Below are 24,280 nucleotides of genomic sequence, written 5' to 3'. Positions count from 1 at the left end.
CCGCAGAGTGAGCTCAGTGCGGGGAGCGCGCGCCCAGCCCAGCGATCAGCTCGGCCAACTGGCGCGCGTAGCGGTCCGCGCCGTATTTCGAGCGTGCCCATTCGGTCAGCGCGGGATCCTGTGCTGACGAAGCTCCGAGCGCGGCGACCACTGCTGCGGCGAACTCGCGCGGATCGTCGGTCACGGGGAACGGGAATCGGCCGTCGTCGTTCGTGATCCCTTCCGCGCCGACCCTGGTGGTGACCACCGGGAGGCCGCGCAGCAGTGCGTCGACCGTCTTGAACTTCACGCCCGCTCCCGAATGCAGCGGGACGAGCGCAGCCGAGGCTGTGCGGTACACCTCGTCGAGGTCGTCCACATAGCCCGTGACGGTCACTCCCGAGGTCAGCGCGGCGCGGGCGTACAGCGACTCCGGGGGATGGACGCCGACGAGCGACAGCGCGGCATCGGGCAGCACTGCGCGCACGGAGGGCCACACCTCGTCCAGCAGCCAGACGGCCGCCTCCACGTTCTCGCGCCGGTCGAACGCCGCGACGAACACCGCAGGTCCGCCACGCGGCACGGTCGCTCCGCCGCTCGGCGTGGACGATCCGCCAAGCAGCGGGGCCGAGTCGCTGCCCGGTGCGGCCGATCCGACAAGCGGCACGGCCGTTCCACCGGGCGATGCAGCCGATCCGCCGACGGAGGCGACCGGATGCTCGGCCGGATCCCACAGCGGCGGGTCGATCGCGACCACGCGGGGATGGCGGCCGGCTCCACGCACCTGGCGGGCGTCCTTGTCGCTCAGCACGATCACGACATCGGCACTGCGGAACGACGCCGGCTGCGTGACAGCGACCACGAGCGCACGCCACGACCGCCACACGACCTTCCTGGTGGCGCTCTGCGCACGGGCGGACCGCAGCCATCTCAGTTCGCGCTGCAGCGGCACATCGTGGGCGACCAGCGCGGTCGGTCGAGACCTTGCCGCACCGCGCAGCAGGAACGCCGTCTCCTCCCACTGCGCCTCCACGAACTCCGCCCGTCGCAGCGCCTCGCGCACGACGGGGCTGCGCCGCAGCGCCCTGCGGCGGCTGGGCGCGAGCCAGTGCGGCACCACGATCGCCGCGAGATGATCGAGGACCTTCATCCCGGGGGAGTCGTCACCCGCGACCAGGATCACGCGGTCGGGATCCGGCGTACGCGCGAGGCCGATCCGATTGAGCTCGGTGTCGGGGGCGACGACGGTGACCTCGTGGCCGAGGGCGTTCAGAACTCCGAGATGGCGGCGGTAGTACTCGCCGCCCGCATGCGGAATGCCCGGGTAGGGCACGACGAGGGAGAAGCTGACGATCCTCATGCCCGGGGGCCGGATCCGCCGCGTGACGACGGGGTCGGGTCAACCACGACCCAGGTATATCATCGCGCGGTCACAGGCAATAGCATCGCGGCGGAGGACCCATGCCGATGACGAAGGCTGACGAGTCGGCGCCCACCGACGCCCGCGTGCAGCCGCCCACCGCCGCGCGCGTGAAGCGCGCAACGCAGCTCAGGCGCGGTCTGTACGCGCGCGCCAGGCGGGCGCTTCTCTCCGACACCGGACTGCGCCTGGCGCATGCCGTGGAGCGAACGCGGGTCCTGGCACACCTCCGGCGCAGCGGCTCCCGCCCCGGTCCGCGTCCCGCTCCCGGTGAGCTGGACGCGGTAATGCTCCCGGCGGGCGGCGGCAACATCGGGGATCAGGCGATGTTCGAGGCGTATCTCGTGAACACTCCGGGCGAGGTCCTGGCCGTGATGCGCGACGCCGGCGCCTACATCGTCCCCGATGAGGACCAAGCCCGGGTACGGGTGCTGAGCGCGCCGCTGCTCAGCGGCGGCACCCTGCGCGGACGCTGGGGCGAGGTCCGTGCGCTCGCCGACGAGCTTCGGGTGGCGCGGTCGTTCGCCGTGATCGGCGCCGACATCATGGACGGCGGATACAACCGCGCGGAGGCGGTGACCCGCGCCGAGATGCTCCGGCTGGCGCGGCGGCTCGGCGCCGGCGCTCGCGTGCTGGGCTTCAGCTGGGGCGAGCACGTCGACGCCGCCGCATCCCGAGCGCTGGCACGAGCAGCGTGCAAGGCGCGGCTGTTCGTGCGCGATCCGATCTCGGCCGAGCGTCTGGACCGTGCGGGGATCCCAGCGCTCGAGTCCGCCGACCTCGTGTTCACGGCCGACGGCGAGCGGGAGCCGGCGGACCTCGCGGCCTGGGTGACGCGGCTTCCGGATCCGGTCGTCATCGTCAATCTCAGCGGCCTCATCGAACGCAGGACGGACCTCGTGCCCGAGTTCGTCGCGCTCATCGATCGGCTGACGGCGGATGGCATGCGCGTGGTGCTGCTCCCGCACTGCCTGCGCGACGGCGACGACGACCTGGCGGTGTGCCGGCGCGCGGGGGAGGCGGCCGCTCGGCCGGACAGAGTGCTGCTGGTGGAGCGGGCGCTGCGCCCCGCCGAGGTGCGCTGGCTCACGGCGCGCGCGGCGGCGGTCGTCACCGGCCGTATGCACCTGTCGATCCTCGCTCTGACGCAGGGCACCCCGGTCGCCGTGCTGCGCACGCGCGGCAAGGTCGACGGCCTGGCGCGGATGTTCGATCTGGAGCGGTACGCCCTCGACCCCGTGCCGGGCATCGGCGGCGAGGTCGGACGAGCGCTCGCCGACCTGTTCGCCGACACGACGCTGCGCGAGCGGATCGAGGCGCGGCTGCCGCACGTACGCGCGCTCGCGCAGCGGCAGTTCGTGCAGGAAGGGCCGGAGCCCACCGCCACTCCGCGCTGATCGGAGGCGCTCAGGCTCGGAGTCGAGTCACTCCAGCCGGCCGAGCTGCACGAGGCGTGCGAACTCGGGATCCTGCTCCCGCACCTCGTCGAACGTGCCCTGTGCGGCGATGCCGCCGTCGCGCAGGTGCACCAGGTGATCGACGCTCCGGACCGTCGAGAGCCGGTGCGCGACGATGACGATGGTCATGGTGCCCTGCAAGGACTGCAGCGTCTGCGCGATCTCGTGCTCGGTGGCATTGTCGAGCGCGCTGGTCGCCTCGTCGAGCACGAGCACCCGCGGGCGCAGGTACAGGGCGCGCGCCAGGCCGACGCGCTGGCGCTGACCTCCGGAGAGGCGGGTGCCGCGCTCTCCGACGATGGTGTCGATGCCGTCCGGCAGATCCGTCACGAGGTCACTGAGCTGCGCCTGAGCGAGAGCGGTGAGCACGCGATCCCGGTCGATGTCGGCGGCTTCCACGCCGAAGGCGACGTTGCGCGCGATCGTCCCGCTGAGCAGGTACACGTCCTGAGGCACGACGCCGATCTCCGAGTACCACGTGGCCAGGTCGTCGGAGATGGAACGACCGCCGCAGCGCACGACGCCGGACGTGGGCGAGAATAGCCCGAGGATCAGGTCGACCACGGTGGTCTTGCCGGCGCCGCTGCCGCCGGTGAACGCGACCGTGCGGTTCTCCCCGATGGTGAGCGAGAGCCCGTTCAGCACCGTCGCATCCGAGTCCGGGTACCGGAATGTGACGTCGTCGAGCACGATGTCGCCGCGATACGGCTCATCGCTGCGCGGCTGTTCGTCGTACAGTTCGGTCGGATCCAGCTCGGCCAGCGCATCGACCATGATGTTCAGTCCCACGCCGCCGACCCGGGTCGTCGCGAGGTTCGCCGAGACCCTGGTCAGGGTCGGCAGGGCGCGCAGCGCGGCCGTCGCGAACAGTCCCAGCACCGGGATCACCTGAGCGGCGGATCCGACCGCGAACATGAGGACCGAGATGCCCACGATCGCGATGATGAACGCGATCTCGAGGATGTGGCGCGGCACGTCGCTCATGAAGCTCAGCTCACGTCCGGCGCGGGCGCTACGCAGCCGGGAGTCGCGGAAGTCTCGGACGAAGGCCGAGCCCCGCGAGCTCAGTCGGGTCTCGCGGAAGCCTTCGAGCCCGGGCATGAGCGCCTGCCAGGCCTCCAGGCCCGACTGCGCGATCGTCTCGCCGATGCGCAGTTGGCGCCGGCGCAGGGCGAACTGCACCCCGCCGACGATGCCGCCGAACAGCACGATGGTGAACAGCGTGGCACCGGGTGCGGCGAGGGCGAGCACGGCCATGATCGCGACCAGCACGAGCACATCCGAGCACATCGTGACCACCGCCATGAGCACGCTCGCCGCCTGATTGGTCGCGTCGTTGATGTTGCGATAGACGACGCTGAGCGTGCGTGCGCGATGGGCCGCATACGGCGCCTGCACGTAGCGCTTCATGAGCTCGGTCGCGGCGAGCGCGGTGATCCGCGTCGTGCGACCCAGCAGCCACCATCGGAACAGCAGCGATCCCGCGGTCTTGATCAGGAACACGAGCGCGATGAAGCCGCCCAGGAGCGGGATCAGCACGGACAGCTCCGAGCTCCCCGCCGTCGCGGCGACCCACTCCAGGACCGAGCCTTGAGGCTTGCCGGTGGTGATCAGGCTCATGAGGGGCAGCATCGCGGCGACGCCCGCCATGTCGAGCAGGGCGAGCACGACCGAGGCGGCCACCGTGGTCAGGATCCACTGGCGCGGACGCGCGCCCGTGACGCGGAGCAGGGTGCCGAGCTGCGGCAGCAGCGCCCGCGGCGTCGTCGTGCGGGCTGCATCCCGTGCCATTGCGCGTGTCCTCCCGCGAAATCATCGCAAATCCCGTATCGGAATATTGGGTCATACGCTAACATCGGTCTTGTCCGCGTTATGCCGTCATCTGGGGTCGCATAACGTCATGCATTCGACTGGGGAACCGCATATGTCTGAGAACGACGAGTCGGCCGGCATCAGCCGCCGCACTGTGACCAAAGCCATGGCGTGGGTCGTGCCAGCCGTGGCTGTCGCCGCGACCGTGCCCATCGTGGCCGCGAGCGCGTGTAACGACTTCAATCCCGAGAATCCGTGTCCGATCACACTGTCGGGCACGGGCTGCAAGCTCCCGGGTAACTCCAATTCCACCTACAAGGGCTACGCGTTCCGGCTCGTGATCGCGAACCCGACCGGCGCGACAATCACCGTCAACGTGACCTCCGCGACGCTCAATGGCAACAGCTTGGGCGGCATCCGCGTGGTGAACCTCAGCAACGGTTCCAGCCAGGGCAACCCGTTCACGGTGCCGCCGCACACGACGTACACCGCCGCACTGCTGACGCAGAACGCGCCGAACAGCTCGAACGGCGCGTTGAGCATCACCTACACGGTCAACGGCGGCGCGCCCATGGTGGCGAACGCGACCATCCCGTCCGCTCCGCCGATCAACGGCGCTTCGTGCTCGACCTTCAACTCGACTGAGAAGGGCTACATCGCGGCGCAGTGACGTCCGGTGGATCTCTGACGAAGGCCCTGCTTCGGCGGGGCCTTCCTCGTATCCCGGACTCGCCGCCCGCTGGATAGCATCGCACCATGCCCGTTCCGTTCGCCGTCACGCTGCCGTTGCTGCTCGCCGGGGTGCTCCTGGCCAGCGCAGCGGCGAAGCTGCGCACGCCCGGAGACCTGCGCGAGTGGGAGGCGCTCGGCGTGCCCCCGGCGTTGCGGCGCGCCGTGCTGCTGCGGCTGCACCCGTGGGCGGAAGGTGTGCTCGGCATCGCCGTGGCCGCGCTCGGCGGATGGCTGGGCGTCGTCGCCGGCATCGTCGCCGTGGCGCTGATGCTCGGCTACACGGTGCTGGTCGCGCGTGCCGCGGCCGGCGGGGGAGCGTCCTGCACCTGTTTCGGGGCTCCGGCGCCGGTGACCGGCATGACCGTGGTGCGCAACGTCTGGCTGACCGCGCTCGCCGCCGGCGCCACGGTCGGCGCCGCGAGCACGCCGCTCCTGGGCGGCGCGCTGGCCGCAGGGATCGCGCACCTGCCCTGGCTGCTCGCGGCGGCGATCACCGTGGTCACGACTGCGCTCGTGCTGTGGCGGGCGCCCGAACGCCGGGTGCCTGCGGCGGCGCCCGGGGTGCCGGTGGTGCATGGTTCGGCGGCGGGTTCGAACGCCGGCTCGCCGGACGCACTGGAGGGATCCGCGAGCGGTGACGAGGTCGAGTACGTGCGGCGCCGCACGCCGGCGGTGCCCGTGACGTTCGCGGACGGCACCGAGGTGAATCTGCGTGCGCTCGCGACGAAGAAGCCGCTCCTGCTGCTCGCGCTGTCGTCGATGTGCGGACCGTGCGAGATGATCCGGGATCGGCGGGCGCACTACCGCGCTCTGCTGCCCGAGGTCGACGTGCGACTGCTGCTGGTGGAACCGACATCGAGCCGCTGGGCCGAGCTCGAGGAGCCGCAGTCGCTGCACGACCTCGGCGACTACGTCGCGGGCTCGATCGAGGAATGGGCCACGCCGTCGGCCGTGCTGCTCGGCGCCGATGGCCTGCTCGCGGGAGGACCGGTCACCGGCGACCTCGCCGTCGAGGTCTTCGTCGGCGACGTGTACGAGGCCCTGCACGGGCAGCGCCCGCCGACGGACCCGTCCGCGGGTTCCGCGACAGTCGGGTGAGAGCGGTCGGCACCTGTCCTGACACCGCGCGGGTCAGAGCCGCAGCATCACACGGTCGCCGACGGCGGCGACTTGCACGCCCGTCCATGCGCACAGCACCAGCAGGGCCAGCACGAGCACCGCGCACAGGACCCATCCCGTGCGCCGCCCGCGGAACCACAGCGTCGCGGATCCGAACGCCAGCGCAGCCAGGGGCAGCACGCCGTACGCGGTGCGGAACGCGACGTGCCAGCCCAGCCCGACCTGCAGCAGCCAGGCGGCGACGCTCGCGACACCGGTGACCAGGAGCAGCGCGAGGGGCACCGGTCGCACGCGGTCGCGGGCGACGGTGAGCAGAGCGACCGCGCCGACCAGGAGCACCGCTCCCGCCAGTACGGCGAGCGCATCGACCCACCCGGGGGCCGTGAACACGTTGCGGAGGTACTCGTCCGGCAGGCTCAGGTAGGTGAGCACCTCGCGGGCGAGCGCGAACGGCGAGGTCGTGCCGGACTGGAAGTGGTAGCCGGCGGCGTCCACGCCGGCCTGACCGGTGAGATCGCCGTAGAGCGCGAGATTGCGCAGCACCCACCAGGCGCAGCCCGCCACGACGACGATCGACGCCACCAGGGCTTCGCGCCAGCGGCGGCGCGCGAGCAGCATGAGGAGCAGTCCGATCACCAGCGGGGCGATGCTGATCTTCACCATGATCGCCACCGCGCAGAGCGCACCGATCATCAGCCCCCGCAGCCAGGGCCTCGCGCCGGGACCGCCGAGTGCGACGAGGACGGCCGCGAACCCGGCCACGAGCGACCAGGTGTCGTTCTGCACCGAGGCCGACATCACGATCAGCATCGGGTTCAGCGCCACGAACGCCGTACCGCTCACGACGGCCGCGGCCTGCCCGGGAATCGTACGGAGCAGGATCCGGGCGACCAGCCAGGCGAGCAGGATCGCGCCCAGCACGCCGAGCAGCCGCACGCCGAGGAAGCCGGTCTCGCCGGATCCGAGCAGGCGGATGATCCCGGCCGCGGCGAGATAGAAGAGCGGCGCCTGCTGCCCCTCGTAGGTCACGCCCGGTTCGCCGAGTACGGGGAGGGTTCCGTGCTCCGCGACGGAGACGGCGTTCGCCCAGTGCGCGGGCTCGTCGTAGGGCAGGCCCGCGGGCACGGCGAACGCGGCGATCGTGCCGAGGGCCGCGGTCGCGACGCACAGGGCGGCGGTGAGGGCGACGGCTTGCGCGTCGGCGCTCCCCGCGAGCCTTTGCGGTGCGACCCGCCGTTCGTCCCGAGCGGCGGGGACCTGGCGCGAGGCGCTCATGACCCCGAGGCCGCGGTCAGCACGGCCTGCATCTCGGCGACCCGCAGCGACCAGTCGGCGGAGAGGGCCGGATCCGGATCAGGCTGTGTCGCAGGCGATTCGTCGGCCGTCCGCGGCAGCCCTTCGGCCTCGGCCAGTGTCTGCCGCACGGCCTCGGGGAAGTCCTCGGCATCCGCGATCCGGATCAGCGGGTCGTCCGCATCCCGGAATCCCGCCACCGGCGTGGACACGACCGGACGCCCCACGGCCTGGTACTCGTAGAGCTTGAGCGGATCCAGGCTCTCGGTGAACGCGGTCACGACGTGCGGGACCAGCAGCGCATCGGCGTTCTGCAGATAGCCGATCACCGCCTCGCGCGGGCGGGCGCCGAGCACCACCACGCCGGCGTCGCGGAGCCGGGCGGTGTCGGCCTCGTCGAGCGCATTCGGGCCCACGAGGACGACGGTGCCTGCGGTGCCTTGGTCGCCGGCTCGGTCGCCGGCGCTCAGCGCGACAGCGGTCTGCACGCACAGTGCCACGTCGAGGCGGTCGCGGTGCAGGGTGCCAAGGTAGAGCGCGACGGGTCCGGACGGTAGGTCCGCCGGGCGCGGCTGCGGGGCACGGTAGGCGTCGACGTCGACCCCGTTGCGCACCAGGGAGATGTCGGGGCGCTGGGGGCTCTTGCGCCGCACCAGCTCGGGGGAGCAGGCCACCACAGCGGCGGCGTGGGCGAGCAGCCACGCCTCGCCCTCGCCGATACGGCGCATCTCGGCGGCGGGCCGGTCGGCGGCCATCCAGTCGTCGGTGAGGTCATAGAGCGCCCGCCACCCGGTGCGCCGCGCGAGCCCGGCCAAGCGCGGGTCGTTGACCCACAACAGCGGATCCATCATGTCCAGCCGCGCCGCGGCGCCGACGATCGCGCGCTCGATCCGCGCGTCCGCGCCCGGGTCGATCCGGCGCGGCAGCCACTTCACCGGGCGGACCGCGTGCAGCCGCTCGGCGATCGGACGCACGCCCTGCCCGAACTGCGGTCGGGCGCCTCGCCGCAGGGCATGCAGCGGGTCGTCCGGAGGCTCGACGAAGAGCACGCGGAGGTCTGGATCCTGCTGCAGCAGGCCCGAGACCAGGTGCTGATTGCGTCGCCACACCTCGTCCCAGCGCTCCAGGGAGAGCACGACCAGATCGCTCATCGCCGGGTCTCGCCCTCGCGCGCCCCGCGCGTGCCGGCGTGCCGGGCGATCGCCTCGCGATACACGGCATCCGTTCCGGCGGCCTGCGCGTCCAGCGAGAACTCGGCGCGCTGGCGCTGCTGCGCGGCGGTCGCAAGCCGTTCCCGTGCCTCCGGATCCGCGGCGAGCAGGCGCAGGCGCGTTCCCGCGGTCGCGGTGTCGCCCGGCGGGAAGAGCGCGTGCGGCTCCAGCCCCTCGAGCAGATCGAGGTGCCCGCCTGCCCCGGCGGCGACCACGGGGAGCCCCGTCTGCATCGCCTCCAGGACGGTCAGCCCGAGGCCCTCGCGCGGACAGGGCGCGAGCAAGAGCCCCGCCTGGGCCATCAGTGCGGCGACATCGGACCGGTATCCGAGGAAACGTGCGTTGCCGGTGAGGCCGAGCCGGGCGACCTGGACTTCGAGGTCCTCGCGGCGGGCGCCCTCGCCGGCGATCCACAGCTGCCAGCCCTCGGCGGCCAGGCCGGATGCCGCGAACGCATCGATCGCCACGTCGGTCGCCTTCTCCGCCTCGAGGCGCTGCGCGACGAGCACGACCCGCTCCCGCGACGGCGGCGATGCGTCGGGCTCCGACGGGCGCAGCCCCGAGTGCACGACCGTGGAGGCGACGCCGATCTCGGCGGCCACGGCCCAGCTGATCGCGATCTCCGCATCGACGACGCGTGCGGCGACCGTGTTCATGTGCACCGTGGCATGGCGCCGCCGCGGCTGTGCGAAATGCCGGGTCGCCACGACCGCGGGCCGGCGGCGGCGCCCGAACGCGAGCGCGGCGGCGGCCTCGGCCGCGGTCATGTGCACGTTCACCACGTCGGCGTCGGCGCGCACGGCACGCAGCGCGCGCCGCACGCCGAGATTGCCGCGTGCGGGAATGAACCCGACACCGGTGCCGGCGAGCGCGGCCGACATGCGTGCAGGGTCGCCGCCGATCACGCGCACCCGTGCGCCGGCGGCGCGCTGGGCGCCGGCGAGCCGCACGATGAAGCGCTCCACGCCGGCGAAGCCATCCGAGCTGACCGCGTGCACGATGTCGAGGGGCCGGGCGGTGTCGATGCTGCCAGCGGCGGCGTCGGCCGGATCCGGATCCGTGCCCTCCTGACCGCGAGACTCCATCTCCGTATCGAGACTGCGTGAATCTTCTGCAGTCTCGGTACGGAGATGGAGTCTCGCGGGCGTGGGCGTGGGCGTGGGCGTGGGCGTGGGGGCGGGTGCGGGTGCGGGTGCGGGTGTGGGTGCGGGAGTAGGGGCGGGTGTAGGGCCCAGCGACGACGGCCCTGCCGCGTCCGGGAATCCCCCCACGTCCGGGCGCACGGACGCCAGCAGCGCGAGGTAGCGGGCTGCGATCCGGTCCCAGCCGAGGTGCTCGACGCTGCGACGGCATGCGTCCCGCCAGGCGGCGACATCGGTGGCCGCGACCTGCTCGAGCCGGGTGGCGATGTCCCTCGGATCCGGATCCACGAGGTAACCGTTCACGCCGTCCTCGACCAGATCGACGGCACACCCTTGTCGTGTCGCGATCACGGGCAGGCCTGAGGCCAGGGCCTCGGAGATCACCATCCCGTAGGGCTCGTAGAGGGTGGGGAAGACGAACATGTCCGCCGCCGCGAACACCGCGGACAGGTCGGTCTTCACTCCGGCGAAGTGCACGCGGTCGACGACTCCCGCCCGCTCCGCCCGGCGCAGCATCAGGGGGATCGTCTCGGAGTCGCCGCCGATCACCAGCAGCATCACGGTCGGCGCGTGCACGAGGGCGTCGATGGCGAGCGGCACTCCCTTCCAGCGCAGCTCGTGCCCGACGAACAGGGCGACCCGATGTTCGTCGTCGAGGCCGAGGGCGGCCCGCGCGGACTCCCGTTCGGCCGTCGTGGGAGGGTGGAACCGTTCGAGATCCACGCCGTTGGGGATCACCTGCACCGGAGGAGCCACCACGCCGTAGCAGCGCTCCAGCTCGGCGACCTCGGCCGAGGTGAGTGCGACGATCGCGCGGTGCGTGCGACCGCGATAGCGGATCCGGTCCACGACGTGGGCGAACGGGACCATCGGATTGCGCAGCACCCGCCACAGCCCTCGCCCGCGGGCGCGGACCGCCGCGATCGTGATCACGTGGTTCACGAACACGTCGCCGGCCAGCACCATCCCGTGGCAGAGCGCGACCGCATCCGGCCGTTCGGCGAGATACCGTCGAGCGCGGGCGCTGCCGCGCACGACGAGGCGGAACTGGGCGCTGACCATCGACAGTCGGCGGCGCCAGGCAGCGCGCTGGGTGCGCGGCGGCACCCTCACCAGCTGCGGCGTGGTGAGGGATTCCACGGTGTGCCCGGCGGCACGGAACGCGCGTTCGAGCTCCCACGCGACACCCGAGATGCCGGCGCCGGGTGCGACGCTCGGTGCGATCTGCACGATCCTCATCACGGTCTGATCCCCTACGCAGCCCATCGGCGCGTGGACCCGGCGCGCCGCTGACTCAGCGTAGCGCGCGGGTCACGCCGGCAGGGCGCGAGAATCGGCCTCCGCCTCGGCGCGCACCGGCCCGCGGCGGTACAGCGCGGCACGTCGCGCGGCGGCCCGTCCGCGTTCGCCCGGCAGCGCGATGCCGCGGACGGTGGCGCCGACCAGCTGCGCGGTGCGGGCGAGCGCCCAGCCCCCCGCGCCGAAGTGCTTGCGGTAATACCGTTCCTGGCTGGCGTGGAAATGCCGTTCGCGGCGGCTCGGATCCGTGCTGGTCCCGGCGCCTGCGTGCGTCGCGACCGCCTCGGGCACCACGGCGTGCCGCCAGCCGAGCAGATGCGCGCGGTATGCCCAATCGGTCTCCTCGGCATACAGGAAGAAGCGTTCATCGAAGCCGCCGACGTGGTCCAGCGCCTCCGCGCGCAGCAGCAGCACGGATCCGATCACGAAGTGCGGCCCGCGGATGAGGCGGCCGAGCCCCACTGCTTCCAGCCACGCGCGGCCGGGAGAGGGGAACACCCACTCGGCCTGAGCGGCGACGCCCTGTTCGTCGTGCTGGGCCGGCCCCACACTCGCGAGCGCCGGATCGGCGGCGAGGCCGCGCTGCAGCGCGCGGATGCCCTCCGGGGCGATCACCGCGTCGGGGTTCAGCAGCAGCACGTCGGCCTCTGGAAGCAAGCGGTCTTCGAGCGCGCGATTCACCCCGGCGCCGAAGCCGAGGTTGGCTCTCGGATCCAGGTATCGCACACCGAACTCGGTGCACAGCGCGGCGATCTCCGGCATCGAGGAGTTGTCGACCACGGTGACGACCAGATGCCGCACCGGCTCCAGCGCGCGCCGCAGCATGTCGGGTGCGCCGTACGCCACGACCACGATCTCGGGGTCGTCGAGTTCTCCCGGCTCCCCGGCCTCGGTGGCCCCGCGAGGCGTGCCGAACTCAGTCGATTCGCCCTGGTGCGCCGGGTTTGCGGGGGTTCGGCCTTCGGATCGACTGAGTCCGGAACGCCGGGGCGCGAGCACCGTGTCGTACATCCGCTGGTACTGCTCCGCGACGGCGGGCCAGGAGCACTCGGCGGCGCGCACCAGGCCCGCCGCGACGAGCTCGTCGCGGCGCCGGCCTGCCGCCTCCCGCACCGCGGCGGCGAGGGCGCGCGCATCGCCGCGGGGAACGACGATGCCGGCGCCGCCGACGACGTCGGGAAGCGCGCCCGCATCGCTCGACACCACGGGCACGCCCGCGGCCATCGCCTCCACCGCGACGCGGCCGAACTGCTCGGTCCAGCGGGGCGTGGGCAGTGAGGGCACGGCGAGCACGTCGATCGACGCGTAGAACCCGGCGACCGCATCGGGATCCACCCCGCCGAGGAACACGACCCGGTCCGCGACTCCGCGTCGCGCCGCCTCTTCGTGGATCGTGGCGGCCAGAGGGCCGGTGCCCGCGATCCGGGCGTACAGCGAGGGGGCTTCGACGAGGGCGTCGAGCAGCAGCGGCACGCCCTTCTCCGGCACGAGCCGGCCGAGCAGCCCGACGACGACGTGATCGCCGGATCCGTCGGCCGGATCCATCCCGGCGGGGGTCACCGGATCCACCCCGACCGGGGGCACCGGATCCACACCGAGGGGGGTCACCGGATCCACGCCGAGGGGGATCACCCGCGCGCGCCCCGGGAAGCCCTTGAGCTCGGCGATCGCGGCGGCCTCGGCGTTGCAGGCGGAGATCCCTCCGGCGTGGCGCAGGGACAGGCGCTCGAACCATCCGAACGGGAAGGGGTACCGCTTGTGCAGGTTCTGCGCGGTGTACAGCGTGTAGGGGGCGCGCTGACGGCGCAGCGCCCGCAGCAGGAGCGTCTCCGCGGTGCTGAGCGCGAACGGCTCCTCATGGATGTCGACGAGATCCCAGCGCTCGCCCAGAGCACGCCAGAGCGGTCGCGGGTCGTAGACGAAGAGAGCCGGATGCGTGCCCCACGTCCCCACGCCGACGACATCCTCGTCCGGGGCGGCATCGAGTGCGACGGGCACGCCGCCGGCGTCGCTGCGGTTCGCGGTCAGCAGGCGCACATCGAGTCCGCGCTCTCGCAGTGCCCTTTCACGCCCCCGCCACGCGCGCACGGTCGCGCTGTGCGAGATCCGCAGCACCCGCATGGCACCCCCTGTATCGTGGTCAGCTAACGATAGCCCGCGAGCGTCGCCGCCAGCGGGGTCGCCCTGGCTGCGTCGCTGCGCACGGGATCCGCCTTCAGGAGGGGAGTGATCCGCTGTCCGTTCCCGAGGGTCCGATCACATCCGCACCGCGGGTCGCCCACCTGGCGCACACGACGGTGGCGGGGGGCGCCGAGCTGGGGCTCGCGCGCATGCTGCGTGCGGATCCGCCCTGGTCGGCAAGCGTGCTGCTCCCGCCGGATCCGGCAGAGGACGGAGCCTTCGCTGGCCTCCCGGTATCCATCCCGATCCATCGGATCGGCGTCGCGCAGCCGTACGGCGCCAGCGGTGCGTCCCCGACCAGCGCGTTCGCGGTGGGGGCGCGGCTCCTGGCGCAGGCGGTGGCGACGCGGAGGCATCGGTCCTTCCGTGACGCGGATCTCGTGGTCGCGAACAGTACCCGTGCCGCTGCATACGGAGCGCTCGCCGTGACCGGTTCGCGCAAGCCGTTCCTCGTCTACCTGCACGACATCATGGACCGGGAGACCCTCGGCGGCTTCGGGCTGCGGATGATGACTACGGTGGTGCTCCCGCGGGCGGATGGCGTCATTGCGAACTCCCAGGCCACGCTGGCCAGCGCCGAACCTCATCTTCGTCGGGGCGCAGTCCGCGAGGTGATGGCGGGAGCGTCCGGCCTGACCGGCCGCCGGCGCGGCGCGCGGGATCCGGGACCGCTGCGCGTGGGCATGCTCGCGCGCATCGACCCGTGGAAGGGCCAGCTGCTGCTGCTGGACGCCTTCGCGCGCGCGTTCGGTGACGGCGACGAGATCCTCGAATTCGCCGGGGGCGCGCCGTTCGGGCACGCGGACTACGCCGATGCGGTGCGCGATCGTGCCGCGGCGCTGGGGCTCTCCGACCGGGTGCGCCTGCTCGGTCACGTCGACGACGTCGCGTCGCTGCTGCGCCGGTGGGACGTGGGCGTGCAGGCGTCGATGCGTGCGGAGCCGCTCGGCTTCAACGTGCTCGAGTATCTCGATTCGGGTCTGGCCACGGTGGTCGCGGCGGAGGGCGGACCCGTCGAGTGGGTGCGCGATGGCATCAACGGACTCGCGGTCGCCCCGCGCGACGTCGAGGCGCTCGCCGAGGCGCTGCGCCGGCTCGGGGCCGATGACGCGCTGCGTGCGCGCCTGAGCGAGGCCGCGCCGAGGACGCCGGGGCTCGCCACCGATCATGCGGTCGCCGAGTCGCATGCGGAGGCGTACCGCCGGGTGATCGCGCGCCGCGACTGAGGTCGGCGGGGTGGAGGTCCCGCCTCGGCCGGCACGGAGAGCAGGTGCGGTCCGAGCTGCGAGCCCAACGAGCGTGCAGGTCCCCAGTCCTGGCGCTCCTGCGCAATCGGACCGCACCGGGACGGAATGCTGAAGACGGGGAGGTTCTCAGCATCCTCCGATTGCAAGGAGTCACCGCCGACGAGGAAGTGACGCGGAATCGGATCCGCTCGTTGGTCTACGACCGCGCTGCGGCGTGGCTCAGGGGACCACGAACTGGAAGGTCATGTCCTCGGGAGCTGGGCCCATCGGATCGTAGACGGCGATCGGGTCGTAGACGTCCAGGTTGTGCTCCCAGGGCGGGCCCCAGTAGCCGTCGCCGTCGATGTAGCTCATGGTGAACCAGTACCAGCCGTACGAGTTCACGAGCATCCGCCGCTGGGCGTAGCCGTTGGCGTCGAGCGCGACGAAGCCGGTGTTGCCCTCCATCGTGGTGACGTAGATGGTTCCATCGGCGGGGCCATGGAACTCCACGAGGAGTCCGGTCGTCTTGGCGTCGGCCGCGGTCATGTCTTCGAATCCGGTGACGTCTTCGAACCCGTGCACCTCGATGGGCAGCACCGTGAATGCGCCCTCGACTGCCGGCGAAGACGCCGCGTCGGTGTAGGCCCATACCTGGTAGGTGTAGTCGCCGGCGTTGAGCTCGATTCCTCGGGCGTCGAAGGTCCAGGATCCATCGGGTGCGATCGCAGGGGTGTAGCGCTCTGTGCCGAGCTGTACGGCGACGTTGCTGCCCGGGGTCGCCTTCCCGGTGATCGCCGGGGCGAGGTAGCCCGTGGTGCTCGTCGGGCCGGTGACGCCGGGGGAGAGCGCAGGGGTGCTGGGCTCCGTGCGTGTCGGCGTGGGGCCGGGGGTGGGAGTCGGGCCAGTAGGAGAACCGGGGCCCGAAGCGGGGGCGGGGTCGGGGACGCCGTTCGCGGGGGCGGGCCGAGGCTGATACTCCAGCGTGTAGCGGTCGGTGATGCCCTGATCGGCCGGATCGACCTGCCCGGGGACCGCGATCGGCTCGGCGGGCCCGGGAGGCCCCGACGAGTCACTGGCCTCGACGGGAACGGACGCCGCCGGTGTCGGGGGCGGCGTCTGCACCTGGGGCACGTCCGGCGCCGCTTCAGCGGGGCCGACCGTGAAGAATGAGGTGATCACGAGACTGCCCGCGGTGACGGCGGCCACTCCTCCGCCGATGAGCCACGTGGCGACTCCCGCGCCTGCAGCGATGGCGATCGCCGTTGCGGTCGTGGCCGACGACAAGGTGGCCGTGGCGGTGCCGATGCCCGCGGTGCCCAGCAGTACGGCCAGCGTGCTGCCGCCCATCCGAGCCGCAGCCCCGCGCGTCTCGTGCAACAGCGTCCGGCAGGGCGTGCAGTCGGCGATGTGCAGATTCACCTCGGTCGAGACCGCGACGTTGGCGGGCTCGGTCAGATACTGCGGGAAGAGGCGCGCGGCGTGGGCCTGATCGTCACGGAGGGCGGGCGGCACCTGCAGGGTGAGCCATTGGTACTTCAGCCCGGTCCGTGCCCGGCGCTGCAGAGCCGACACCGCGTTGGGCTTGATCTTCAGCTCACGCGCGATCTCAGGGCGCCCTGCCTCGGCCACCTCGGCGAGCCATAGCACGCGCTGCCAGCGTTCCGGCAAGGCCTGCAGAGCCGCGAGGACGTCGCCGGCGTCGCTGTCGGTCTCGGCGATGCTGAGCGCATCGCGCTCGTCGACGGCGTCGAGCTCGTCGGTGAGGATGAGCTGATCCGCGTCCTTGGACCAGCGGATCGCCGTGTTGCGCATCACGGTCTTCAGGTAGGACCGGAAGGCGAACTGCGGCCCCGCGTCGGTCGTGGTCACCTGCTGGTAGATCGCGAGAAACGACTCCGAGACCAGATCGTCCGCGCGCGCGGACGTGAGCCGCTGCGCATAGCGCTGCGCGGCAGGGGAGTGGCGCTCCCAGAGCGCCGCATAGGCGCGCTTGTCTCCGTCACGGAGCGCGCGCAGGAGCTCTGCGTCGGTGCGTACGTCCACCACGAACCCTCCCCAGGAACGAGGCTCATCCGATACGGCATCCCTCCGCACCGGAAGCGGATCTGCGCTTCGGGTGAACGCAGAATCTGGTCAGGCTATCGGATCTATCCGCGAGAGCGCACGGAACATCCGAGAGCCGCCGGTCCCGGAAGCTGTGCTCCCAGGACCGGCGGCGGATCCGATTCGTTCGTCGATCAGGCCGGGACGACCAGGATCTGGCACTGGGCATGGCTGCCGCCGGTCGGGGAGCCGCACACCGTCTTCGCCTCCGCGGTGATCAGGCCCGTGGTGCCGGACTGCGTGCCGCGCTGCCCGGCGTTGATCTGATCGATGAGATACCAGTACGCGGCCTCCGAGTTCGGGGTCTGGAAGTTCCAACTCGCGTCGAAGTTCAGGTCGGTGTAGCGCCAGATGGCGTACTGGGTCGCTTCGATCGCGTCGTTCACGCTGAGCGGCGCCGTGAACGGCCGCACCGGGGTGGCTGCGGCGGACGCAGCCTGGACCGCCGCCGAGAACGCGCTCAGGGCGATCCCCGGGTAGCTGTTCTGGATGATCCACAGCACCTTGCTGTAGATGTCTGCGCTGCCGGTGAGGTAGTTGCTGCCCAGGAACGTGCCGAGGCCTCCGGCCGTCGTTGCCATGTTCGACTTCGCCGAGACGTTGTGCTCCACGCAGTACGAGTAGTAGTCCGGGGTGCCGGGGTTGCTCGGGTCCGCCGGCGTGCTGTTGTACACCCCATGGATCCCGGTGCCGCCGTATCCCTGTTGGAGACCGCCCATCCACATCCCGGAGACCATGACCTGGATGCTCGAGGTGGCGCCGTTCGGAGCAACCTGACCGAGCACGGTGTAGGTGCCGGGGGTCGAGCTCGTGACGATGTGGTTCGTGAGGTCGACCACACCGTTCGCGTCCGAGGTGAAGGTCTTCGGCCCGGTGGTGTTGTCGTCCCAGTGGAAGGACGACTGACCCGCGGGCGCGGCGGGAGGCAGCGTGACGATGATGGCCTGGCCGGCGATGGGCGCGCCGTTGTTCGTGATGCTGAAGCTGATGTTGCCGAGCGGCGTGCAGACGCCCGTCGGCACCGGCTGATCACCCGGGCTGATCACGACGCCGTTCGACGCGGCGTATGCCGGCACGGCGACCGCTGCGGCGACGACGGGCAGCGACCATGCCGCCCCCTTGACGATCGTGCGCCGTGAGATGACCTTCTTCGGGCCCTGCTCGTTGTCGAGCTGTTCCATGCTTTGTTGCTCCCCAGATTCCGCGGTGGCCGGGTTGCCACCGTCCCCATGAGTGAAGGAGTGCGGGCGGCGGTGAAAGTGACGCGAGCGACGAGAATCCGATTCCGGGGCTCGGAGCCGCCGTCGGTCGGCCGATCCGCTGCAGCCCGAGATCGTGCGGCGGCGGAGGCACCGCTTCTTCGCGCCGATCGCTCCGCGCCCACCAGCGCGCCGCCGTCCGGGGTGCCGTAGGCTGGCGCCGTGTCAGCGGAGATCGTCGAGCGGATCCCGCCGGGTGTGCGCTTGGAGATGTCGCGCGCCGGTGTGCAGGTGATCGCCGATCGCGTAGGGGCGCGCCTCCTGCACATCAAGGGCAGCATGACCGACCCCGTGCTGCTCGGCCCGCGCTTCGAGGGCACCGATGTCGACGTGCTGGTCGACCCGGCCGGCATCCCGGCACTGCACCGCGCCCTGCTCGCCCAGGGCTGGCAGGTGTACAGCACTTTCCGGAACAATTCGTCGTTCGAGCACGCGCAGACCTACTTCCACCCCGACTGGGGGCATCTCGATCTGCATCGGCGCTTTCCCGGCATCGGGATCACCGATGACCGTGCGTTCGAGGTGCTCTGGGCCGATCGTGCTGAGGTGAGGGCTGCCGGGCTGCCCTGCGCGGTGCCGGCGCTCACGGCGCAGGCCGTGCTGCTGACGCTGAACGCCGCACGCGCCGCGGGAATGGGAGACACGGCGGCGCGAGTCTGGGATGCGCTCGACGAGCCCGCGCGCCGCGACTGCCTCGCGCTGGTCGAACGGCTGGACGCCGCCGTGGCCTTCGCCGCCGCGCACGGCGACCTGGAACGCTATGCCCACCGGCGCGAGTACCTGTTGTGGAAGGTGGCTTCGCAGGGTGGGACGCGCACGGAGGACTGGCTCGGCAGGGTGCGCGCAGGCCGCACCCTGCGGGACAGGATCGGGCTGGTGCTGCGGGCGCCGCTCGTGAACACCGAACGTCTCACGCACAAGCTGGGCCGCACGCCGCGGCCGGCGGAGGTCGTGCGCGAGTTCCTGATGCGCAGCGCACAGGGCGCAGGCGAGGTGACCCGCGCGGCCGGGAACCGATTCCGCCGGGAATCGGCATCGACGGCGAGAGACGCCACGCCCGACTCCGCCGCGCGTTCGCCGACGGATCTTGGGCGGCAGAACCGGGGCGAGGCGTGATCCGCTATCGACCGGCGGCCGACGTCGGCGTGATCGTCCATGACGATGCCGTGTACGTGGCTCGGCTTCCGCAGGGACCGATCGTCGTGCTGGCGGGCACCGCAGCTGTGGTCTGGCGCGCGGCGTGCGGCGAGGGGGAGGGCACGGTCGCCGAACGCGCCGCGGGAAGCGTCGACCGCGACAGTTCTGCGATCGCCGAAGCCGTGGACGGGTTCGTCGCCGATCTCGTCGCCCGTGGTCTGCTCGTTCGAGCGCAGGAGGCCCCCGCCACCGCACCATCTGAGCGGGATCCCCGGCACGAACCCCAAGAATTCACGTCCTAGCGCGCCATTACTGCACACCATCCGGTTTTCGGATCGTATGCTCGTCACACGGGGGTCAGTAACGGGGATGGTGCCGGATGACGGATATCGCGCAGAGGATTCGCGATGCCGAAGCGGCGGGCGATCACGCGACGGTCGTCCATCTGCTCGCCACCCATCCCGTCGAGGCATGGTTCACTCTGCCGGTCGATGAGCTCACCGCGATCATCGTGGGGCTGCCCGCCGACGCCGTCCGTGCGAGCGCGGAAGTGGCGCTTGTCGCCCGAATGCTCGCCCCGGAGGGTTCCGAGGCGCTCACCGAGGACCGGGCGCTGTCGCGTTCGCCGTATCTGCCCTCGCACCTTCGGCGCTGGCTGGTCGTGACGGATGCGTGGCACGCGCGGCTGAAAGGGGACGCTGCCCGTGCTTACGACGTGCTGATCCGGTTGCCGGAGATCGAAGCCGCGATCCCCTCGGTGCTGGATCCGACGAACGGCATCCGCAGCCTATTCCTCACCCAGGCGGCCGTCACCGCGCTGCTGCTCGGGCGGTTCGGCGAGGCGCTCGCCCTGTACGGCCGCACGCTGCGCGTGCCGACGCCCTCGGCGCTGCGGTTCTATCTCCGCGAGGCGCACCTGCGTTCGGCGCTCATCCACGTCCTGTACGGAGACCCGGCGGCGGCGCGCGCGCACCTGGCCGAGGCGCGCAGCACGCCGCGTACGGAGAGCTGGATGGAACTGCAGCTCGACCCCGAGCAGGCGCTGGTCGAGGCGCTCGTCTCCGACGACGATCCGGACGAAGCCTTCACCCGGATCCTGCAGCTGACGTACGGATCCATGGGGGAGTTGTGGCCGCTGTATCTTCTCGGCTTGCAGCGCCTGGGGGTGCTCGCTGAGCGGCGTCTCGATGTCAGGGAGCGCCTCGAAGCGCTCGTCTCCGCAGGCATGGGGGCGAACGGCACAGCCCTCAACTCCTCCATCCCGCAGGTGCTGCTCGCGTTCGAGTGGCTGCTCAGCGGCAACGTGCCTCGGGCCAAGGAGCAGATGAAAACCGTTCAGGACCGCAGCTGGCCCGCGGTGATCATCGGATGCATGATCCGCATCGCCGGCGGGGCGTCGAAGTCGGCGATCCGCGAGCTCAACGCCGCCAGACCGCTGACCGAGGGGCTGAAGCAGGCTGAGCGGCAGCGCAGGCTGGTCCTGGGCCTCGCACACCATCTCCGCGGCGATTCGGCGGCCTCGATGGCCGCCGTGGATCAGCTCGGGGAGCTCAACCGTCCGTCGAGTCCGCATGAGATCGCCGTGACGCGCATCCTCACCCCGAGTCTGCTGGAACTGGTCGCCCAGCGGATCCCGGAGCTGCGACCGGAGGTCACGCGACCCGGCGACCGGGGCGTCCTCGACACTCCGTCGCTCACGGCGAGCGAGCTCGCGGTGCTGGTGCGCCTCGCCCAGGGCGAGACCAGGGACCAGATCGCGAAGGCGCTCTTCCGCTCGCCGAATACAGTGAAAAGTCACCAGACCTCGCTGTATCGCAAGCTCGGCGTCTCTGCCGCAGGGGATGCCGTGCGCCTCGCCACCGAGGCCGGATACCTCTGAGCCGGCGGAATCGCGGCTCTCGCTTCGGGTGACGCGAAGGGTGAATTCTTCTGGATCAGGGCAAGCTCTCAGACTTCGTGCGTTGAATAAGTTGTCGGCGACGACCCGAAAGTCGTCGGCATCGAATTCATCGTGCGCGTTCCGGTTCCCGGCGCGCCGCGGTGAATCCCCTGGGGAGGGGATGTGTTGAGGGGAAGTCTGGGTTGCTGATGAAGATGAACGCGGACGATCGTCGTGCCGATGAACTGGGGCGGACCGACGACGAGCCGGCACGGACGGACGACGAGCCGGATCCGACCACCGGCCGGGATGAGTCCGATGAAGAGCTGCCTCCACGGAGACTGCGACTGGGCGCCGCGTGGCGCCTGCCCGTGATCCTCTCCGCGGCCGCGGAGATGGACCAGGCGGAGACGGGCGACGAGCAGCCCGACGGGCACTGAGAACCCGGGAATCTCACCGGTCCGCATCGGACGTGCGAGGTCGCCGTTCCGGCGATGCGGTAGCGTGCCGTCGGAGGAGGCGACGCGATGCCTGTGACCCGGTCCGAGCGGCTGATCGTTCCCGACGTGCTGCGTGGCGTCGCGATCGTGGCCATGCTGATCGCGCACGCCAATCCGCTCCTTCCTCAGCTGCCTTCGGCGGTGCGATTCGTCATCGGCAACATCAACGACCTCGCGTCTCCGTTGTTCGCGTTGGTGATGGGCATGTCGGTGCAACTGGTGTGGAACAGCTCGCGACGGGTCGGTGCGACCGTGCTCCAGCAGACGATCCGCGGCATCGTACTCATCACGCTGGGGCTGTGGATGTTGACGTGGGGATCATGGGTGGTGATCGTGCTGCCCCAACTCGGTCTGCTCCTCATCGTCGGGGTGCCGATGCTGCTGCTCCGTTCGCGCGCGCTCGTCGTGGTGCTCGCAATCGTGGTCGTCATCGGTGCGCCGTTGAACGAGCTCGCGCGGGGGCAGGTCCTGCAGATCATGACGCAGAACATCCTCGTGCAGTGGCTGGCCGACTGGACGGTGCTCGGGCACTCCTATCGGCTCACGAACCTGCTGCCGTTCTTCCTGCTCGGCGCGCTGCTGCTGCGCGGCGGACTGCGCCGTGACCGGACGATGTGGATCATGCTCGCGGTCGCGCCGCTCGCGTACGTCGTTCTCCCCGTGCTCGAGAAGGGACTGCATGTGGCGGGCATCGTCTCCGGGACGTATCCCGACACGCTTCATGATGTCGGGCTCGTGTTCGTGACGTACGCGGTCATCGTGATCCTGACGACGCTTCCGGGGCGGCAGCCCGTCGTCGAGGCGATCTTCGCCCCCCTGCGCGTGTGGGGCCGGCTTGCGCTCAGCCTGTATCTGCTGCACGTGTGGATCGTGTCGCTGTGGATGCACGGGATCGGTGGCTACCCCGCGCAGAACATTCCGATCGGCTGGGCGACGATCGTCGTCCTCCCTCTCGTCGTCGCCTGGTTGTGGGGACGCTTCGTCGGGACCGGTCCGGTCGAGTGGATCATGGGCGCCGTCTCCGGCCGCCCCAAGCCATTGATCGCGCGCCGGCGCGCGTCGATCACAGTCCCGACCAGCGGTTGACCGGCCAGAGGATCACGACGGCTTTGCCGACGATGTCCTCGGAGCGGGCCCAGCGCCAGCAGCCGGCATCCGGAGCGGTGCGGCCACGGCATTGGATCGCACCGTCTGACGAGTTCGAGCGGTGGTCGCCCATCACGAGGTAGGAGTCCTTCGGCACCGTCACCTCGGGAAGGCACCGCGCCGATGCCGGTGTCGTCGTGCAGTCGAGCGAACCGGCCTGGAACGGGAAGTCCTGGAACACGTAGGGCTCGTTCAACGGCTTGCCGTCCACGATGAGCTTGCCGTCGGCGCTGCAGCACTTCACGGTTTGTCCGGGGCCGGCGATCACGCGCTTGATGAGCGTGTGCGGGCCTGACGGGCCGAACCCGGTCACCTCGCCGATCCAGCGCAGCGCCGCCCTGATCGGGTTCTCGGGTGCGCGTGCTCCACCGTCCCAGGCCTCGTCCGCGTCGAACACGACGATGTCGCCCGTGTGCGGTGCGGCACCTCCGACAAAGGCGAGCCGATTCACCAGCACGCGATCGCCGACCTGCAGGGTCTCCTCCATGGATCCGGACGGGACCCAGTAGGGCTTCGCGATGAACGAGAGGATGAGCCCGAAGACGACGAACGCCGCGCACAGCTGGAACAGGAAGCTGCCCGTGATCCGTCGCCACAGCGGGCGGCGCCCGTCGGGCGTGTGCCCAGGTGCCGGCTCGGGGGCCACGGTGTCGGATGCCATGCGTCCATCATGCCCGGCGGGCGGCGCGGACTCCGGGGTGCGAGCGTCGATCGGCGTTCGTTTCGTCGGTTCGACGACGCCTTTGCGCGTTCTCGCGACGTCACCCTGCGAGAACCCTGAGCGACTCGACAGTCTCGAGTTGCGGTCACGAAGCAGTGCACGAGAAGGCGCAGATGCCTCGGTCCGCTCCGAATCTACTAGTCACTTCTGGGGGGACGCATGTCCGAGATCGAGACCACCAAGCACGTCGGCCGTCGCACGGTTCTGAAGGGCGCCGCCTGGTCCGTGCCCGTGGTCGCAGCTGCCGTGGCCACGCCGTTCGCTTCGGCATCGACTCCGATTCCGGGGTGTCCGACTTGCCTCAAAGCCGGGGTCCTGGCCGTGGTCGGGATCCCGCTTCTCGGGGCCTGGACATCGCAGGCAGTCGTGGTGGGGAACAAGGCAGACATCCTGGTCGTACCCGCGGTCGGGATCGATACCTCTACATGCGTCAGCGCGGGCTTCATCAACGCATTCGGGTTCACCATGAACTCGGCCACGCTCACAATGAGCGACGGCAACGCCGCGAACGACGTCACCTACACGCAGATCCTGACGAGTCTCGTCGGTGTGGGGACGTTGGGGCTGGTGAACGCTTTCACGGCGATCCCTGCATTCCTGAACGTGGCGATGCCGAACGGCGGCAGCGTTTTGGGCTCCTACAAACCGGCGCCCAAGAAGC

18 protein-coding genes and 1 pseudogene are annotated in these 24,280 nt (G+C 71.0%); 10 read left to right on the top strand and 9 right to left on the bottom strand.

Going from position 1 to position 24,280, the window contains the following annotated elements; translation table 11 throughout:
- Positions 1–13: 13 nt before the first annotated feature.
- Entirely contained in the window at positions 14–1,339 is a 1,326-nt protein-coding gene (locus tag AC1DMN_RS04675) for a glycosyltransferase (protein WP_477229634.1), read from the bottom strand.
- Between the two features lie 107 nt (positions 1,340–1,446).
- On the opposite strand from AC1DMN_RS04675, the gene AC1DMN_RS04670 reads away from it, so the two are divergent.
- Complete coding sequence (locus AC1DMN_RS04670; RefSeq protein ID WP_477229633.1) at positions 1,447–2,796, top strand: polysaccharide pyruvyl transferase family protein; 1,350 nt, start codon at positions 1,447–1,449, stop codon at positions 2,794–2,796.
- 27 nt (positions 2,797–2,823) lie between these two features.
- Here the strand turns inward: AC1DMN_RS04670 and AC1DMN_RS04665 are convergent, their stop codons facing one another.
- Positions 2,824–4,647 (bottom strand): ABC transporter ATP-binding protein, encoded by a 1,824-nt coding sequence (locus tag AC1DMN_RS04665; protein WP_477229632.1) that lies wholly within the window; start codon positions 4,645–4,647, stop codon positions 2,824–2,826.
- A 133-nt stretch (positions 4,648–4,780) separates the two neighbouring features.
- Between AC1DMN_RS04665 and AC1DMN_RS04660 the strand changes: the two genes are divergently transcribed.
- Both AC1DMN_RS04660 and AC1DMN_RS04655 read left to right on the top strand, forming a co-directional pair.
- A complete protein-coding gene (locus AC1DMN_RS04660) occupies positions 4,781–5,338 on the top strand; it encodes a hypothetical protein (protein WP_477229631.1) in 558 nt (185 codons plus the stop codon).
- Between the two features lie 86 nt (positions 5,339–5,424).
- Positions 5,425–6,498, top strand: a complete 1,074-nt coding sequence (locus AC1DMN_RS04655) for a MauE/DoxX family redox-associated membrane protein (RefSeq protein WP_477229630.1) — start codon at positions 5,425–5,427, stop codon at positions 6,496–6,498.
- 33 nt (positions 6,499–6,531) lie between these two features.
- On the opposite strand, the gene AC1DMN_RS04650 is transcribed toward AC1DMN_RS04655, so the two are convergent.
- The 4 genes from AC1DMN_RS04650 to AC1DMN_RS04635 form a co-directional block, all read right to left on the bottom strand.
- Positions 6,532–7,794, bottom strand: coding sequence for a glycosyltransferase family 39 protein (locus tag AC1DMN_RS04650; RefSeq protein ID WP_477229629.1), 1,263 nt, complete (start codon positions 7,792–7,794; stop codon positions 6,532–6,534).
- Complete coding sequence (locus AC1DMN_RS04645) at positions 7,791–8,963, bottom strand: glycosyltransferase (protein WP_477229628.1); 1,173 nt, start codon at positions 8,961–8,963, stop codon at positions 7,791–7,793. Before AC1DMN_RS04645 ends, AC1DMN_RS04650 begins: the two co-directional genes overlap by 4 nt.
- A complete protein-coding gene (locus AC1DMN_RS04640) occupies positions 8,960–11,404 on the bottom strand; it encodes a glycosyltransferase (protein ID WP_477229714.1) in 2,445 nt (814 codons plus the stop codon). Before AC1DMN_RS04640 ends, AC1DMN_RS04645 begins: the two co-directional genes overlap by 4 nt.
- A gap of 72 nt (positions 11,405–11,476) precedes the next feature.
- Positions 11,477–13,585 carry a glycosyltransferase gene (locus AC1DMN_RS04635; RefSeq protein WP_477229627.1) on the bottom strand — a complete coding sequence of 703 codons (2,109 nt, stop codon included), beginning with the start codon at positions 13,583–13,585 and terminating at the stop codon, positions 11,477–11,479.
- 176 nt (positions 13,586–13,761) lie between these two features.
- Between AC1DMN_RS04635 and AC1DMN_RS04630 the strand changes: the two genes are divergently transcribed.
- On the top strand, positions 13,762–14,871 hold the full coding sequence (locus tag AC1DMN_RS04630; RefSeq protein WP_477229626.1) for a glycosyltransferase family 4 protein: 1,110 nt from the start codon (positions 13,762–13,764) through the stop codon (positions 14,869–14,871).
- A gap of 240 nt (positions 14,872–15,111) precedes the next feature.
- On the opposite strand, the gene AC1DMN_RS04625 is transcribed toward AC1DMN_RS04630, so the two are convergent.
- Positions 15,112–16,917, bottom strand: a complete 1,806-nt coding sequence (locus tag AC1DMN_RS04625; RefSeq protein WP_477383925.1) for a sigma-70 family RNA polymerase sigma factor — start codon at positions 16,915–16,917, stop codon at positions 15,112–15,114.
- Positions 16,918–17,111: 194 nt separating this feature from the next.
- Positions 17,112–18,158, bottom strand: a complete 1,047-nt coding sequence (locus AC1DMN_RS04620) for a Cys-Gln thioester bond-forming surface protein (RefSeq protein WP_477229624.1) — start codon at positions 18,156–18,158, stop codon at positions 17,112–17,114.
- A gap of 240 nt (positions 18,159–18,398) precedes the next feature.
- Here AC1DMN_RS04620 and AC1DMN_RS04615 point away from each other — a divergent pair, with 240 nt between their 5' ends.
- The 5 genes from AC1DMN_RS04615 (at position 18,399) to AC1DMN_RS04595 (ending at position 22,838) form a co-directional block, all read left to right on the top strand.
- The gene (locus AC1DMN_RS04615; RefSeq protein ID WP_477229623.1) at positions 18,399–19,352 is read left to right on the top strand and encodes a nucleotidyltransferase family protein; all 954 of its coding nucleotides are present in this window, start codon (positions 18,399–18,401) and stop codon (positions 19,350–19,352) included.
- Positions 19,349–19,675, top strand: a complete 327-nt coding sequence (locus AC1DMN_RS04610) for a hypothetical protein (RefSeq protein ID WP_477229622.1) — start codon at positions 19,349–19,351, stop codon at positions 19,673–19,675. Before AC1DMN_RS04615 ends, AC1DMN_RS04610 begins: the two co-directional genes overlap by 4 nt.
- A gap of 77 nt (positions 19,676–19,752) precedes the next feature.
- On the top strand, positions 19,753–21,252 hold the full coding sequence (locus AC1DMN_RS04605; RefSeq protein ID WP_477229621.1) for a helix-turn-helix transcriptional regulator: 1,500 nt from the start codon (positions 19,753–19,755) through the stop codon (positions 21,250–21,252).
- A gap of 209 nt (positions 21,253–21,461) precedes the next feature.
- Positions 21,462–21,692: a hypothetical protein gene (locus AC1DMN_RS04600; protein ID WP_440733963.1), complete on the top strand. Its 231-nt coding sequence runs from the start codon at positions 21,462–21,464 to the stop codon at positions 21,690–21,692.
- Between the two features lie 87 nt (positions 21,693–21,779).
- A complete protein-coding gene (locus tag AC1DMN_RS04595; RefSeq protein ID WP_477229620.1) occupies positions 21,780–22,838 on the top strand; it encodes a DUF418 domain-containing protein in 1,059 nt (352 codons plus the stop codon).
- Here AC1DMN_RS04595 and lepB read toward each other — a convergent pair.
- On the bottom strand, positions 22,816–23,559 hold the full coding sequence (gene lepB, locus AC1DMN_RS04590) for a signal peptidase I (RefSeq protein ID WP_477229619.1): 744 nt from the start codon (positions 23,557–23,559) through the stop codon (positions 22,816–22,818). The genes AC1DMN_RS04595 and lepB overlap by 23 nt on opposite strands.
- A 219-nt stretch (positions 23,560–23,778) precedes the next feature.
- Between lepB and AC1DMN_RS04585 the strand changes: the two are divergent.
- Positions 23,779–24,280 (top strand): annotated as a pseudogene (locus AC1DMN_RS04585) (hypothetical protein); the annotation flags it as partial.

The organism is Microbacterium sp. 01T413_2, from assembly GCF_056398985.1.
The sequence above is the reverse complement of the archived record's forward strand: the minus strand, read 5'-3'. Positions and strand labels throughout refer to the sequence as shown.